The following is a 14,318-nucleotide window of genomic DNA, read 5'->3' on the forward strand; positions in this document are numbered from 1 at the left end:
GTGATGCAGATGAAGATTAATGTAACACCCAAAGAAAGCAACATGCTCCCTACTTATTTGGTATGGGTGCTGATTTGCTCGAATCAGATCGGTGTTGGGATCCTTGGATTTCAGCGGATTATAGCCGAGAAGGCAGGGCATGACGCATGGATATCGGTCATCGTGGCTGGGATTATGGCACACTTCACCATGTTGATCATCGTCAAGACGCTAAAACGGTATCCGTCCGCGGACTTGTACGGGATCCATATTGATGTGCTGGGGAAGCGGCTGGGCAAACTGGTCAGCCTGTTCTTCATCCTTTATTGCATTGCCACGGCGATGATGATTTTGCGCAACTATATTGAAGTGATCCAGACCTGGGTGTTCCCGGAAATCCCGACAGGTTTGTTCGCAGCGGTTTTTTTGTTCCTGGCGCTGTATACCATGTTGGGTGGAATCCGAGTGATCGCCGGGTACACCTTTCTCACCGTGATTGTGGTCATCTGGCTTCTCCTGGATTTGTATTACCCGTTGCAGATTGCCGAATGGAACCATTTGCTGCCGGTGATGGAGGCGGACATCTCCAAGATCTGGGGCGGTGCCATGTCGATGTCGCTTACCATTATCGGCTTTGAAATTATTTACGTCTTGTATCCATATATCAAAGAAAAAAAGAGTGTAGGAGCATCGGCGCAATTCGGCCTTTTCCTTACCAATCTGATTTATTTGGTGCTGATGGTCGTGGCACTGGTCTTTTTTAGTGAAGGACAATTGGCCAAGACGATCTGGGCAACCCTTAACTTGAAAAAGATGGTGTATCTGCCGTTCTTGGAAAGGTTTGAGTTTGTCGCCATTCCTTTATGGCTGTTTGTCATCATGCCGAACATCATGCTGTATTCATGGGCAGCCGTACGTGGTTTAAAGCGAAATTTTAATTGGAGCCAACGGAAGTTTAGTTATGTGGTGATCATTTTGATGTTTATCTCTTCCCTCTTTCTCATTACTCGTCAACAGATCGAGACTTTAAATGACATCATTGGCAGGGTGGGGCTGATCGGTTCTTTTGCCTATCCATTTATCCTCTATTTACTGGTGGTTATCAAACAGGCGTGGAGACGGAAACGGGAGGCGATCAACGATGAGTCTGCAAAATAGATCGTTTCATCAAACATTCAGATGGGTCATGGCGCTGCTAGCACTAACGACGGCAGGCTGTGCGGAAAAACAAATTTTGGATGAGACTGGTCTTGTGACGGTCATTGGTTATGATCAAACGGAGGATGGGTTAATCCGTGGAACAATTCTGGTTCCTGTGATTAATCCGGAGGCGGATGAAAAGATACAGGTCGCTTCAGCGGTAGGGTTGACGAGCAAAGGCATCCGGGATAAGGTCAATCTGCAGATGGACAAGCGTGTTCTGGGTGGACAGCTTCGGGTAGCGCTGTATGATGAAAAGCTGGCCAGGAAAGGGATCATCAGCATTGTGGATACGCTGTACCGCGATCCTACCATTGCAAGCCGCCTTTATTTGTGTGTGACAACCGAAGAAACCAGCAAGATTATCACCTTTCCCTATAAGGAGGAAGGGAACATCGGCATGTACCTGTACCGTATGATCGACCAAAATGTGCATGGGGAGAAAATTCCTTCATCGACGATCCACGAATTCCTCCGTTCTTACTTCAGTGCGGGTAGCGATCCGTTTCTCCCGCTAATCGAGCCAAAGGGGGATGAGCTGCGGATCAAAGGGCTTGCCCTCTTTCATAAGGACAAATACATCGGCTGGATTGATACCAATGAAGCATTTTTGATCAAGCTCATCCGCGATTTTTTTGAAGCCGGCAGCTATGAGACTTCCCTGCCGCGCTCCGCACTCGGGCTTCCGAACAAAAAAAACAGCGCCAGGAGGGCAGACCGCTTTTATCTGGTGTTTGACACGTTGTCCAGTCAATCGAAGGTGAAGGTGACGCGGAAAAGTCCACCCAACTATGAAGTAACCATCAAGCTGAGTGCTCGCATCTATGAACTGGGGGAGCCCATCTCTTTGACAAAAGAGATGCTAGCCAAAATAGAGAAGGCCTTGGAAGCGGATTTGGAGCAGAAACTGAAAAATATGCTCAAAAAGCTGCAGAAGCTCGAGGTTGATCCGATCGGGTTCGGAGAGATGTACCGGGCGAGCACACGTGGAGCCCGTCAGATGAAGCATGACGAGTGGCACAATCTGTACAAGCAATCCACGTTTCAATGGAAGGTAAAGGTCAAGCTGGTTCGCTCCGGAATCATGGAATAGCAGGCCGTTTTAATAGAAAATATTTTACTGTTTTTTCTATTGACATGGCATGGGTAATTTACTAATGTTATATTTGCTTCCTAAATAAACATAGTAAATTGGTTGGAATTATCAACCATACAAAATAGATTCGATTTGCGGCAACGATGAGGCAGATCAGATAGGGGAAGGGAGGGACAGCTGATGATCAGTCTGAAAGGAATTACGAAAGTATTTAAAAATCGATTCGGTTCCTTCCACGCGTTGGATAATGTTGATTTATCCATCAACAAGGGAGAAATCTTCGGAATCATTGGATACAGCGGTGCAGGGAAATCTACCTTGGTCCGCATGATGAACTTGCTTGAGACTCCTACTAGCGGCGATGTCTCCGTCGGCGATACACAGCTGACGCAATTGCCGCAGAGCCAATTGCGCAAGGCACGTCGGAAGATCGGGATGGTCTTCCAGCATTTTAACCTGCTATGGTCCCGTACTGTGGCGGACAACGTAGCTTTGCCTCTGGAAATTGCCGGCGTACCCAAGCGAGAACATGCACAGCGAGTGAAAGAATTGCTGGAGTTGGTTGGTCTGGCAGATAAGGCGGATTCCTATCCATCCCAACTCTCAGGCGGTCAGAAGCAGCGTGTCGGGATTGCCCGAGCTCTGGCCAATCAGCCGGACGTGCTCCTCTGTGACGAGGCGACCTCCGCGCTCGACCCGAAGACGACCGATTCCATTCTGGAGTTGTTGAAGGAGATCAATCGCAAGCTGGGCCTCACCGTCGTATTGATTACGCACGAGATGCACGTGATTGAAAAAATCTGTGATCGCGTGGCGGTGATGGAAAGCGGACGAGTGATTGAACTGGGCGATGTGGTCGATGTCTTCTCCCGTCCGAAAACGACGACAACCCGTGAATTCATCAGTCAGGTGACGGGGGCGGAGCAGCTCGAGGATGAGGACCTGCGACAAATTGGACCAGGGACATTGCTGCGCTGCACCTTCTTGGGAGAATCAACGAATCAGGCTGTCATTAGCCATCTGATCCGCGATCTTGGCGTAGAGGTATCGATTATCCAAGGTCAGATCAAGCGTTTGAAGGAAATCGCCTTCGGTACGCTGTACATTCAAGTGCACGGTGATCTGGATGTAGAAGCGAAGGCAGTGGCTTACTTGAAAAAACAAGGCGTCAACGTAGAGGTCTTGCAAAGCGTGGAAGGAGGTGGAGCGAAGTGATGGAATTTCTGCTGACAACCATGCCGGATGTAGTCAAGTTTTGGGATTTTATCGTAAAAGCGATCTGGGAGACGATCTACATGGTTTCCGTATCCCTGTTGTTTTCAGCGCTGATCGGAATTCCGCTTGGCGTGCTCCTGGTGATCACGAGCCGCAACCATTTGACACCGATGGTCGGTTTTAACCAGATCCTGGGCTTTATTATTAATATTCTTCGTTCCATTCCGTATATTGTGCTGGTCATCATCTTGATTCCTGTATCGCGCAAATTGATCGGGACATCGATTGGTCCGGAAGCGGCGATCGTCAGTCTCGTGGTCGGCTCTGCGCCATTCATCGCAAGGCTCGTGGAGACAGCGGTGCGCGAGGTGAACCGCGGTGTGATTGAAGCCGCACAGTCCATGGGTGCAACGACCTGGCAAATTATCTGGAAGATCCTTTTGCCGGAATCATTGCCTTCCATCGTCTCAGCGGTGACGGTAACGGCAGTCGGCTTGATCGGCTACTCGGCGATGGCTGGGGTGGTAGGCGCTGGCGGTCTGGGTTCCATGGCCTTTACGCATGGTTTCAATGGATTTAAAGAAGATATCCTGTTTGTCACCACCGTATTTCTCATCATATTGGTCCAAGGGATTCAGATGCTCGGGGATTACATTTCCCGCAAGCTGGATCACCGTTAACCACATACAAAAAACAAAAAATGGAGGGAAAACCGAAATGAAAAAAATCCTGTCAACGCTGATGGTTGGTGCGCTTGCTCTGTCTCTGGCGGCTTGCGGACAATCCAGCACAGAACAAAAACCTGCTGAAGGTACGGATCATGCAGCACATGGCGGCGGGGAAGCCATCACGCTGAAAGTGGGAGCTACAGCAGTTCCTCACGCAGAAATCCTCAACCAAGTGGTAAAACCACTGCTGGAAAAAGAAAATGTGAACCTTGAAGTCGTGACCTTCCAAGATTATGTATTGCCGAATACACAGCTGGCTGAGAAAGAACTGGATGCCAACTACTTCCAACACATTCCTTGGTTGGAGCAAACCAACAAAGAGAAAAACCTGAACCTGACTTATGCAGCGGGCGTACACATCGAGCCAATGGGTGTTTACTCCAATAAAGAAAAAGCATACAAAGATCTGGCTTCTCTCCCTGCTGGAGCAAAAGTAGCGATCACAAACGGACAAGGTGAGCATGGCCGCGTGCTGGCGCTCTTGGAAAAAGCGGGCCTCTTGAAACTGAAAGAAGGCGTAGGCATTAACGGTACGATCGCCGACATCGTTGAGAAAAAAGTGGAACTGGTTGAGCTGGAACCACCAATGCTGCCACGCGCTTTGGATGACGCAGCAGTTGATGCAGCGGTAATCAACTCCAACTTCGCGATGGAAGCAGGTCTGAATCCTTCGAAGGACGCCATCTACCTGGAGTCCGGTGAGAACAACCCATATGTAAACGTATTGGCTGTTCGTGAAGACAACAAAGACAGCGAAGGCATCAAAAAGCTGGCGAAAGCCCTGACTTCTCCTGAAGTAAAAGACTTCATCGACAAAACATACGGCGGTTCCGTATTGTTCGTAGGCGAAGTAAAATAAGAATCGTCTTGAAACGACCGACCCATTTCCCGGGTCGGTTTTTTTATTGAACCAATAAGCGATGCTGCGCTGAGGAGAGCATGATTCGTGGCTGCGGTGGGGAGAGCATGTTTCGCAACTCCGCTTCATTCTACGCCCCGCTGTAAGTGGGGACTGTCCGCTCCGCAGGCGCTCCGTTACGAAACATGCTCTCCTGCGTAGCAGAAGCATTAATAAAAGATAAAAAATCTACAGAGCAATTCACTCTGACTGCATGCTATTAATCATTTTTCGTTTCAACATATGCAATCGCCACGTGAGGAAGGGAAGAGAGGGACGGGGCGGAGTTTTTGCCACATCTACAAAGGTGGAGCTGCCGAAAACGGTACACGCTTGTCGCGCAACCCCGTCGGTTGAATACGCTTCTTTGAAACTTTTACGCGACGTACCGGTTTTGGAAGCGGAACCGGACAGTCTCCGCTCCCATGCAGGTGTGGCAAGTTCGGAGCCCCGCCCTCTCTTCCCTTCCCCCACCACCATGTTTGCACAGTTATTAATGATTCTTTATGAAGGGTACAGGACGTTAATAATCGTTAAGATTTTTTAACAATGACATAAAATTTAATTAAATCTAAACATAATGTATTTTCAGATATCTCCGCAAAGTGTATATTATTCCCAATCGTTAGATAAACAAGGGGGATATAAAGATGATGAATAAGAGTGTTTTTGCCTTGATGAGCACCGTCGTGGCTCTCAGTGCAGTAATCGCTGGATGTGGCGGCGGCAATCAAGCGGCACCGGCCAATACACAGACTGCGGACAACAGCGCTGCTCCTGCAAAAAGCGATGTGCCTCAAGTACTGCGGATTAACATCCACCAAGAGCCATCAACTGTTGACCCGGGCATTGCGGAGGATAACGTCTCTGGCGGGATCACACGCGCGACCTTCGACGGTTTGACTCGTCTTGACAAGGATGCGAAGCCGATGAACTCGATCGCTCAAGACGTGAAAGTGTCCGAGGATGGACTGACCTATACATTTACCCTGCGCGATTCCAAATGGTCGAATGGCGATCCGTTAACTGCGCATGACTTTGAATTTGCTTGGAAGCGCGCGCTGAATCCGAAAACCGCTTCCAACTACGCATATCAGCTCTACTATGTGAAAAACGGGCAGAAGTTCCACACTGGCAAAGGTACAGCGGACGAGGTAGGAGTAAAGGCGCTGGATGACAAGACGCTGGAAGTGAAACTGGAAAACCCAACTCCATATTTCCTGGAGCTCACCGCTTTCTACACCTACTACCCGGTTAACAAAAAGGTGGTAGAAGCCAATCCAGACTGGGCGAAAGAAGCGGCAACCCACGTTGGCAACGGTCCGTTCAAAATGACCTCCTGGGAGCATAAGAGCAAAATCGTTTTGGAGAAAAACGAAAATTACTGGGATAAAGACAATGTGAAGCTGGAAAAAATCGAAATGGCCATGATCGAGGATGAAAACACCGAGCTGTCCATGTTCGAAAATGGCGAGCTGGACTGGGCCGGACAACCGCTGAGCCAACTGCCGACCGATGCGATTCCAGCCTTGAAAGATGCGGGTACGCTGGTGATCCATCCGAAAGCTACCATGTACTGGTACAAATTCAACACAGAGAAAGCACCATTCAACAACGCAAAGATCCGCAAAGCGTTCGCTTACGCAGTAAACCGTCAGGCGATCGTGGATAATATCACGCAAGCAGGCCAGGTGCCAGCGATGGGGATGCTGCCGCAAACGATGGCGGTCAAACCGGAAGGCTACTTCAAGGATAACGATGTGGAAACAGCGAAGAAGCTGCTGGAAGAAGGCATGAAAGAGCTGGGTATCACCGAGCTCCCGCCGATTACCCTCTCCTACAACACGGTAGAGCGTCACAAGAAAATCGCCGAGGCTGTTCAAGACCAATGGAAAAAGGCCCTGGGCGTAGATGTGAAGCTGGCCAATAAAGAAATGAAGGTACACTTGGAAGACTTGCACCAAGGAAACTATCAAATCGGTCGAATGGGATGGAACGCCGACTTCAACGATCCGATCAACTATATGGAAATGTACCGCGATAAAGATGGCGGAAATAACGATACACGTTGGGAAAATGCGCGCTACAAAGAGCTGATCATCCAATCTGCGAAAGAGACAGATCCGGAAAAACGCAAAGCGCTTTTCGCGGAAGCAGAGCAAATTTTCATGGATGAAATGCCGGTAATCCCCATCTTCAACGACGTAGATGTATGGGCACAGAGTGACAAGGTAAAAGGCGTGCAAGTGGATGGACTTGGTTTCGTTGACTTTAAGTGGGCGGAAATGCAGTAATAATTCCCAAGAAAGAAGTGCAAAGTAAGGAAGAGGAGAAAACCTCTTCCTTTTCTTTATGCGTACAAGCCTTTTTATCATTCTTAATAAAGTTTATAAATCAATAAAATTAAATTAAATATTGTTCAATTATGTTTCAAACAATTTTGAAAAGCGGTATATTGATAAACAGATTTAGAAAGGGGGATTTACGGTAACATGAAAAAGAATATTTTTGTTGCGATGAGTTCAATCCTCGTTCTTGGCGCTGCCCTTGCTGGTTGCGGCGGCGGAAACGCTGGAGATAATGCAAATAGCGGACAAACAGCACCTGCTGAAAGCACAGGACCAAAAGTACTGAAAATGAACCTGCACTCCGAGCCGCCGACTGCTGACCCGGGTCTCGCAGAGGATACTACTTCCGGTGCGGTAGTACGTGCTACATTTGATGGTTTGACTCGAAATGTTGACGGTAAATCAAAAGAGTCGATGGCTGAAAAAATCGAGGTTTCTCAAGACCTCATGACTTATACGTTCAAACTGCGTGATGCAAAATGGAGCAACGGTGACCCAGTTACCGCGAAGGACTTCGAATTTGCATGGAAACGCGCGCTCGATCCAAAAACCGCTTCCAACTATGCGTACCAGCTGTATTACATCAAAAATGGTGAGAAGTTCAACAAAGGCCAAGCGAAAATGGAAGACGTTGGCGTAAAAGCGCTCGACGACAAAACGCTGGAAGTGAAATTGGAAGCGCCAACTCCATTCTTCCTCGAGCTGACTTCCTTCTATACGTACTATCCAGTGAACCAAAAAGTAGTGGAAGCGAATCCAAAATGGGCTGCTGAAGCTGCTACCCACGTAGGTAACGGTCCGTTCAAAATCGAGACGTGGGAACACAAAAACAAAATGGTTCTCGTGAAGAGCGACACTTACTGGGATAAAGATGCTGTCAAATTGGACAAAATCGATTTCTCCATGGTAGAAGACGAGAATACCGAGCTGTCCATGTTTGAAAACGGTGAAATCGACTGGGCAGGACATCCGCTCTCCGCGCTGCCAACCGATGCGATCCCTGCTTTGAAGGATTCCGGCAAAATGGTGACTCAACCAATCGCGGGTACTTATTTCTACCGTTTCAATACGGAGCAAGCCCCTTTCAACAATGCGAAAATCCGTAAAGCCTTTACCTATGCAATCAATCGTCAAGCGATCATCGACAACGTATTGCAAGCTGGACAAACACCAGCAATGGGTTATATTCCGCAATCCATGTCTGTAAACGCTGATCCATTCTTCAAAGACAACGACGTGGAAACAGCGAAAAAACTGCTGGAAGAAGGTATGAAAGAGGAAGGCATCACCAAGCTGCCACCGGTCACTCTTTCCTACAACACCTCCGAAGGTCACAAAAAGGTTGCAGAAGCGATCCAAGACCAATGGAAAAAGGCATTCAACATCGACGTGAAGCTGGAAAACAAAGAGTGGAAAGTATATCTGGATGACGTTCACCAAGGAAAATACCAAATCGCTCGTGCGGGCTGGCTGGGTGACTTCAACGATCCGATCAACTTCCTCGAAATGTTTAAAGACAAAGACGGCGGAAACAACGATACTCGTTGGGAAAATCCGAAATACAAAGAGCTCCTGAACAAGTCTGCGCTTGAAGTGGATCCAGAGAAACGCAAACAACTTCTGGCACAAGCAGAGGCGATCCTGATGGAAGATATGCCAATCGCGCCGATCTACTACTACACCGATTCTTGGGTAAAAGCGGATAAAGTAAAAGGCGTATCGGTTGATGGTCTTGGACACGTAGACTTCAAATGGGCTACTGTTGAATAAAAAGTAAGCGATTAAAGAAAAAGGCACCCGCGGGTGTCTTTTTTCTTGCGCAATCGGGACATCCGACCAAACAAGTATGCCGCCTCCATCATAGAGTAAAGAGGGAAGAAGCTTTGTGATCAGAAGGAGGAGTAGGCGTGGATCTTAGTAAACTGCTTGGTGTGGTTAAATCAGTCCCGAAAGATAAGCTGAAGACCGATTCCGGTTTGAAAGAAGTAATTCGAGAGTTGGCCAGAAAAAGCGGGAAAAGCTTGAGCGAATCCGAGCTCAACGGATATGTCTCCCAATTCCGTAGAATGCAGCGCACGGAATCGGTAGGCAGCTTGCTGGATAAGTTGTCGAAGAAAGGCGTAAGCCAAGGGGACCTCTCTGCCATCAAAAAGAAATTTAAAAAGTAATGCAGCAGGGCGCAGCATGGCATAAGGAGGTGTACCCTTATCAGCAAGCGAGCGAAAAAGCGCACAAACAGGACGAACGAAAAGTTTTCCCAACTGATGGACCAGATGAACCAGATGACCGAGACGCAGCGGCAGTCGAATGACAAGGTCCATGAAGAGATCACACTGGTTCGTCAGAATATTGATGAAGTAAAAGAAATCTTGCAGCAGTTCAAGGTGGTCTCACGCTCCAAGCGCGAGTCGCGCAGGGGACTCTTTACCCGTCGCCGCCGTCCGATCCCCGTCGAGGTGGTGCCAGAAACCAATGTAAAATCACCGCTGCGGCTCGATGAATTGCTGCCGCTCCTGCCTCAGTTAGGCGGGATGATTCCGCAGCTCAACAATCCGAAGGTCGCAGAGACGCTGAAGATCCTGTCGAATCCGGCTGTGGCTGGCATGATTCAGCAATTCATGGCCAATACCGGAGGAAAGGCAAAGGCGGCGATGCCGACGCGAAGAAGGGCATAGTCATGGCGCCCACACGACAGAAAGTTGCCGTGTGGGCATCCCTAAAAAATACCGTGCTGTAATTTTGGTTCCAATCACCTATAAACTTTTATAGACAATCTGCGTCTAACTTTATGTCGAAAGCTGGCGGATAATAGACGCATGAAGGAGGGCGTGATGAAAAGAAGTACCTTGTTGATCTGTTTCTTATTGGTTTTGGTGATGTTTGGAGGTGGACAGGCTTTCGCCGCATCCGCAGATGAAGCGGTACAGCTGATGATGGATGGAAAGCTGATTACACCGGATGTACCGCCGCTTGTGAAGAATGGACGGACCTTGGTTCCTGTTCGCGTGATTGCGGAAGGGCTGGGTGCAGAGGTCGGCTGGGATCAAGCTACTTCGACGGCTACGATCACACGCGGGGGACAGCGAGTTGTCTTGCAGCTCAACAACAAGCAAGCGTACATAAACGGAAAAGCGGTGACAATGGAAACACCGCCGCTCACCTACCATCAGCGGATGCTGCTGCCTTTGCGCTTTGTCGGAGAGGCGTTGGGTGCGACGGTCGGTTGGGATGACGCGGCCCGCACAGTGATTGTGCATCACACGATTACACTGACGCTCAACCAGCAGGATGTCACCTCACAGTTCAGACCGCTTTTGCTGGGAGAACAAGCCTATATTCCGGCGCAAAAACTGGCCGAATACATGGGGGCTCCCCATCTGGAAAATCTGCTGCAAGGGGTCGCCAGCAAAACGCTGGACGGACAAGCCTATGTAACCATCGATCAGGCAGAAAACATACTGGATGCCCGGATCAAATGGGAGCGAGAAGAAAATCGGATTGAAGTGAAGCGGGAAACCGAGCTGGAAAAGATTGAAGCGGAAGACACGACGATTTTTCTTGCAACGTCCAGAGCGATTACTCCGAAGCACTTTACGCTGCAGGGACCGCACCGGATCGTTTTGGATTTGCCACAGACCGTACTTTCCGATGATTTGGAAGAATCATTGAATGCCGATGGTCAAGGGACAGCGCGACTGCATGAGCCTGATGAAGATGAAGAAGACCAAGTAGAGCTGGACACAGAGCAGTCGCTGGAACAGGCAGGAGATGACGAGAATAGCGGCGAAGATCAAATGAGTACGATGGAAGATCAGCTGGCAATAGCCGAGTCTGCATCCGAATTGGCGGAATCATCGCAAGCATCTGCCGAGGAGGACAGCTTGATCAAAGCGATTCGTTACTCCCACTATACACAGTCGCCTGATTCCGTGCGAGTTGTCATTGAGCTCAATCAAAAAAGCAAGTACACGGTGGAGCAAAAAGAGGACGGCTTGCAAATCACGCTCAACCCGATCCCGCGCAAGACCGGCTACCTGATTGTCGTGGATGCTGGCCATGGCGGCAAGGATAATGGAGCCAAAGGGGTCAGCGGGAATGTGGAGAAAGATTTCAACCTGAGCGTCAGCAAGATGCTGGTGGAAAAATTGAAGCAATACCCCGAGTTTCAGGTCGTAGCGACGCGCAGCACGGACGTTTTTTTGGAGCTTTCGGAACGGGTAGAGATCGCGAATGAGCGCGATGCGGATCTGTTTATCTCCATTCACGCCAACTCAGCTTCTCCGACATCACGGGGAACGGAAACGTTTTACTACAATCAAAACAGTCAAGTGTTCGCTCAGGTGGTTCATCGTCACCTGTTAGCGGCTACCCAATTCCCTGACCGGAAAGTCAAAAATACCGGCTTTTACGTCATCAAGCATACCAAAATGCCAGCCGTCTTGACGGAAACCGGATTTCTCTCCAACGCCATCGAAAATCAAAAACTGAAATCGCCTGAGTTCCAGCAAAAGGTCGCGGCTGCGTTTGCGGCAGCGATCCGAGAATACTACCTTACCGTTCAGTAGTTCATAGAAAAGGGGGGCTTGTCGTATGAAACGCATGATCATCGTACTGTCACTGTTCTTGATTGCCCTGCTTAGCGCTTGCGGTACAAAGCCCGTGGAACAGACCAAGCCGGCAGAAACACATACGTCGGCAGTGGCGCCACAGCCACAGCCCGCAGAAAACAGTGCAAATAGTGGAGCGCAGACGGTGCCCAAGCAGAACGTAACCAAAGAAAAGATCGCGGTCTATTTTACGGATGCGGATCTGACACAGCTGATCAAAGAAGAACAAGAGATTCGCTACAGCGATCAGGTGGACAAATACAAACAAGCCATCGCATCTCTGGAAAAACCAGCGAACGCCGGGCATGTGAAGCTATGGGAGAATTTCGGGTATCATTCGGTTACCTTCAGCGAGGGAACGGTAACCATCGACACCAAAGGCAGTAACATCTATAATGTGGGTGCATCAGGAGAAGCTCTCGCGCTGGATGCCCTGAAACAGACCTTGTACCAGTTCCCCGAGGTCAAAAAAATTGTCGTGCTGCAGGATGGCCAAGCCATCGAGTCGTTGATGGGCCATATGAGCCTGGAAGAGGCATTGGCAAAATAACTACCGGTTGAATACGCCTTGATCCTTGTGATCGGGCGTTTTTTCATCATTTCTTAACGCTGTCTCCACGCTGCCTTTGCGGCTGTCTGCTACTGTTAACAGGAGTGCAGAAAGGGGGCATATAGATGGATATTCAGATTTCATTGGCAAATCGTGAAGACTTTACGGACATGATTTTACTGGCAGGGGCAACCTTACCGGATCGAATGAATTTGCACGAGCTGAAAAAATACTTTGAGCTATTCCCCCAGCTGCTCTACAAGGCGACGGATCAAGGCTGCCTGATCGGCTTTGCCTGTGCGGGGGTAGATATGTTCCAAAAAACAGGCTGGCTGCTTTACAGCAATGTGGCAGAAGGCTATCAAGGGAAGGGCATCGGAAAACGCTTGATTGAAGCGCGAATCAATGCCCTCAAGCAAATACCGAGCATCGAGCGCATTCGTGTAACGGTCAGCGAGACGAACACCGCATCGATCAAGGCACTGCAGGCCCACGGCCTTCGCTTCTCCCATCAAGAGCTGAATTACTACGGCCCCGGCAAGCATCGGGATATCATGGAGCTGTCCATCATACCAGCAGTTGCGGATCAAGTGAATCTGGCGCTGATGCAGGAGCTGCCGGAAGCAAGATAAAGGTGAACCTCCTCCCTCTTTTTTCTGTGCTATGATAGACTGAAATGAAATATTATTTCAGAAAAATGGAGCATGTTCGTGAAAGAGCGGGAGGAAATCATGAAGTCATTCGCCATACTGGAGAAAATCGAAAACCACATGGAGCATTTTACGCAAGCAGAGAAAAAAGTGGCGGCCTACATCATGACACATGCAGAGCTGGTCCCCAACATGACAACCAAGGATGTATCCAAGCATGCGGGTGCCAGTGAAGCGAGCGTCGTGCGGTTTTGCAAAACGATCGGGGTATCCAGCTTTAAAGCTTTCAAAATCGCCCTGGTTCGAGAGCTGACGCGCTCCGATTCCAATATCAGCGATTTTTCCGTGATCCAGACACAGGATGCGCCGTATGATCTGTTTCAAAAAGTGCTCTACCACAATAAAACGGCCATCGAGGAGCTTACCACCACGCTGGAGAAAAAAGAGCTGGAGCGGGCGATTGAGGCCATTTTAGCGACGAAAAACATCATATTCTACGGGGTCGGAGGATCCTCGTCGGTATCGCTGGATGCCAGTCACAAATTTCGCAAGATCGGCTATCATTCCGACATCACCACCGATTATCACATGATGCTGCCAATCCTCTCCAACCTGGCCAAGGGGGATGTGCTGGTCGCCATCTCGAACAGCGGCAGCACCCGTGAAGTATTGGATGTGGTACGCTTTGCCAAGAAAAAAGAGATTACGATCGTGGCCATTACCAGCCTCATGAAATCACCGCTTTACAAGGAAGCGGATATCCGGCTGTGCACGCCGAATATCGAGCCGGACTTCCGGATAGGCAGCATTGCGTCACGGATCATGCAGCTGACGATCATCGATACGCTCTTTGTCAGCATTTTCAACCGGATTGGCGGTTCAGTGATCGACAAATTCAATGAAGTGCGTGAGGAGATTGTACAGTCACGGAGATGAGGCTTGCTGTTATCGGCAAGCATTTTTTTGGTCTAAACTGAAATTTTAATTCATATATTTAGATAATTACGTTGATTTATTATTTCATGATGGTACAATGAAAGCGTAAAC

At 49.0% G+C, this 14,318-nt stretch carries 13 protein-coding genes; all 13 read left to right on the forward strand.

What is annotated here, in order from left to right; genetic code table 11:
• The first annotated feature begins 9 nt into the window (after positions 1-9).
• On the forward strand, positions 10-1,137 hold the full coding sequence (locus tag EIZ37_RS15105) for a GerAB/ArcD/ProY family transporter (protein WP_134685557.1): 1,128 nt from the start codon (positions 10-12) through the stop codon (positions 1,135-1,137).
• Positions 1,121-2,272, forward strand: coding sequence for a Ger(x)C family spore germination protein (locus EIZ37_RS15110; protein ID WP_235828045.1), 1,152 nt, complete (start codon positions 1,121-1,123; stop codon positions 2,270-2,272). Before EIZ37_RS15105 ends, EIZ37_RS15110 begins: the two co-directional genes overlap by 17 nt.
• A 183-nt stretch (positions 2,273-2,455) precedes the next feature.
• Complete coding sequence (locus EIZ37_RS15115) at positions 2,456-3,490, forward strand: methionine ABC transporter ATP-binding protein (protein ID WP_134685559.1); 1,035 nt, start codon at positions 2,456-2,458, stop codon at positions 3,488-3,490.
• Positions 3,490-4,170: a methionine ABC transporter permease gene (locus tag EIZ37_RS15120; protein ID WP_235828051.1), complete on the forward strand. Its 681-nt coding sequence runs from the start codon at positions 3,490-3,492 to the stop codon at positions 4,168-4,170. The genes EIZ37_RS15115 and EIZ37_RS15120 overlap by 1 nt, the downstream gene beginning before the upstream one ends.
• Positions 4,171-4,207: 37 nt before the next feature.
• Positions 4,208-5,077, forward strand: coding sequence for a MetQ/NlpA family ABC transporter substrate-binding protein (locus tag EIZ37_RS15125; protein WP_134685563.1), 870 nt, complete (start codon positions 4,208-4,210; stop codon positions 5,075-5,077).
• Positions 5,078-5,769: 692 nt separating this feature from the next.
• Positions 5,770-7,410 carry a peptide ABC transporter substrate-binding protein gene (locus EIZ37_RS15130; RefSeq protein ID WP_134685663.1) on the forward strand — a complete coding sequence of 547 codons (1,641 nt, stop codon included), beginning with the start codon at positions 5,770-5,772 and terminating at the stop codon, positions 7,408-7,410.
• A gap of 198 nt (positions 7,411-7,608) precedes the next feature.
• The gene (locus tag EIZ37_RS15135; protein WP_134685565.1) at positions 7,609-9,234 is read left to right on the forward strand and encodes a peptide ABC transporter substrate-binding protein; all 1,626 of its coding nucleotides are present in this window, start codon (positions 7,609-7,611) and stop codon (positions 9,232-9,234) included.
• 137 nt (positions 9,235-9,371) lie between these two features.
• On the forward strand, positions 9,372-9,632 hold the full coding sequence (locus EIZ37_RS15140) for a hypothetical protein (RefSeq protein ID WP_134685567.1): 261 nt from the start codon (positions 9,372-9,374) through the stop codon (positions 9,630-9,632).
• Between the two features lie 105 nt (positions 9,633-9,737).
• Positions 9,738-10,139, forward strand: coding sequence for a hypothetical protein (locus tag EIZ37_RS15145; RefSeq protein ID WP_134685569.1), 402 nt, complete (start codon positions 9,738-9,740; stop codon positions 10,137-10,139).
• Between the two features lie 156 nt (positions 10,140-10,295).
• Positions 10,296-12,029: an N-acetylmuramoyl-L-alanine amidase family protein gene (locus tag EIZ37_RS15150; RefSeq protein ID WP_134685571.1), complete on the forward strand. Its 1,734-nt coding sequence runs from the start codon at positions 10,296-10,298 to the stop codon at positions 12,027-12,029.
• A gap of 25 nt (positions 12,030-12,054) precedes the next feature.
• A complete protein-coding gene (locus EIZ37_RS15155; RefSeq protein WP_134685573.1) occupies positions 12,055-12,621 on the forward strand; it encodes a GerMN domain-containing protein in 567 nt (188 codons plus the stop codon).
• Positions 12,622-12,746: 125 nt separating this feature from the next.
• Positions 12,747-13,253: a GNAT family N-acetyltransferase gene (locus EIZ37_RS15160; RefSeq protein ID WP_134685575.1), complete on the forward strand. Its 507-nt coding sequence runs from the start codon at positions 12,747-12,749 to the stop codon at positions 13,251-13,253.
• A 99-nt stretch (positions 13,254-13,352) separates the two neighbouring features.
• Positions 13,353-14,207 (forward strand): MurR/RpiR family transcriptional regulator, encoded by an 855-nt coding sequence (locus EIZ37_RS15165; RefSeq protein ID WP_134685577.1) that lies wholly within the window; start codon positions 13,353-13,355, stop codon positions 14,205-14,207.
• Positions 14,208-14,318: the final 111 nt, after the last annotated feature.

The sequence above is a fragment of the Brevibacillus migulae genome (genome assembly GCF_004521915.1).
GTDB lineage: Bacteria > Bacillota > Bacilli > Brevibacillales > Brevibacillaceae > Brevibacillus_F > Brevibacillus_F migulae.

Excerpts from the sequence above, each read along its gene's own strand:
- EIZ37_RS15105 (WP_134685557.1), top strand. The coding sequence starts at position 10 with ATGAAGATTAATGTAACACCCAAAGAAAGCAACATGCTCCCTACTTAT.
- EIZ37_RS15110 (WP_235828045.1), top strand. The coding sequence starts at position 1,121 with ATGAGTCTGCAAAATAGATCGTTTCATCAAACATTCAGATGGGTCATG.
- EIZ37_RS15115 (WP_134685559.1), top strand. The coding sequence starts at position 2,456 with ATGATCAGTCTGAAAGGAATTACGAAAGTATTTAAAAATCGATTCGGT.
- EIZ37_RS15120 (WP_235828051.1), top strand. The coding sequence starts at position 3,490 with ATGGAATTTCTGCTGACAACCATGCCGGATGTAGTCAAGTTTTGGGAT.
- EIZ37_RS15125 (WP_134685563.1), top strand. The coding sequence starts at position 4,208 with ATGAAAAAAATCCTGTCAACGCTGATGGTTGGTGCGCTTGCTCTGTCT.
- EIZ37_RS15130 (WP_134685663.1), top strand. The coding sequence starts at position 5,770 with ATGAATAAGAGTGTTTTTGCCTTGATGAGCACCGTCGTGGCTCTCAGT.
- EIZ37_RS15135 (WP_134685565.1), top strand. The coding sequence starts at position 7,609 with ATGAAAAAGAATATTTTTGTTGCGATGAGTTCAATCCTCGTTCTTGGC.
- EIZ37_RS15145 (WP_134685569.1), top strand. The coding sequence starts at position 9,738 with ATGAACCAGATGACCGAGACGCAGCGGCAGTCGAATGACAAGGTCCAT.
- EIZ37_RS15150 (WP_134685571.1), top strand. The coding sequence starts at position 10,296 with ATGAAAAGAAGTACCTTGTTGATCTGTTTCTTATTGGTTTTGGTGATG.
- EIZ37_RS15155 (WP_134685573.1), top strand. The coding sequence starts at position 12,055 with ATGAAACGCATGATCATCGTACTGTCACTGTTCTTGATTGCCCTGCTT.
- EIZ37_RS15160 (WP_134685575.1), top strand. The coding sequence starts at position 12,747 with ATGGATATTCAGATTTCATTGGCAAATCGTGAAGACTTTACGGACATG.
- EIZ37_RS15165 (WP_134685577.1), top strand. The coding sequence starts at position 13,353 with ATGAAGTCATTCGCCATACTGGAGAAAATCGAAAACCACATGGAGCAT.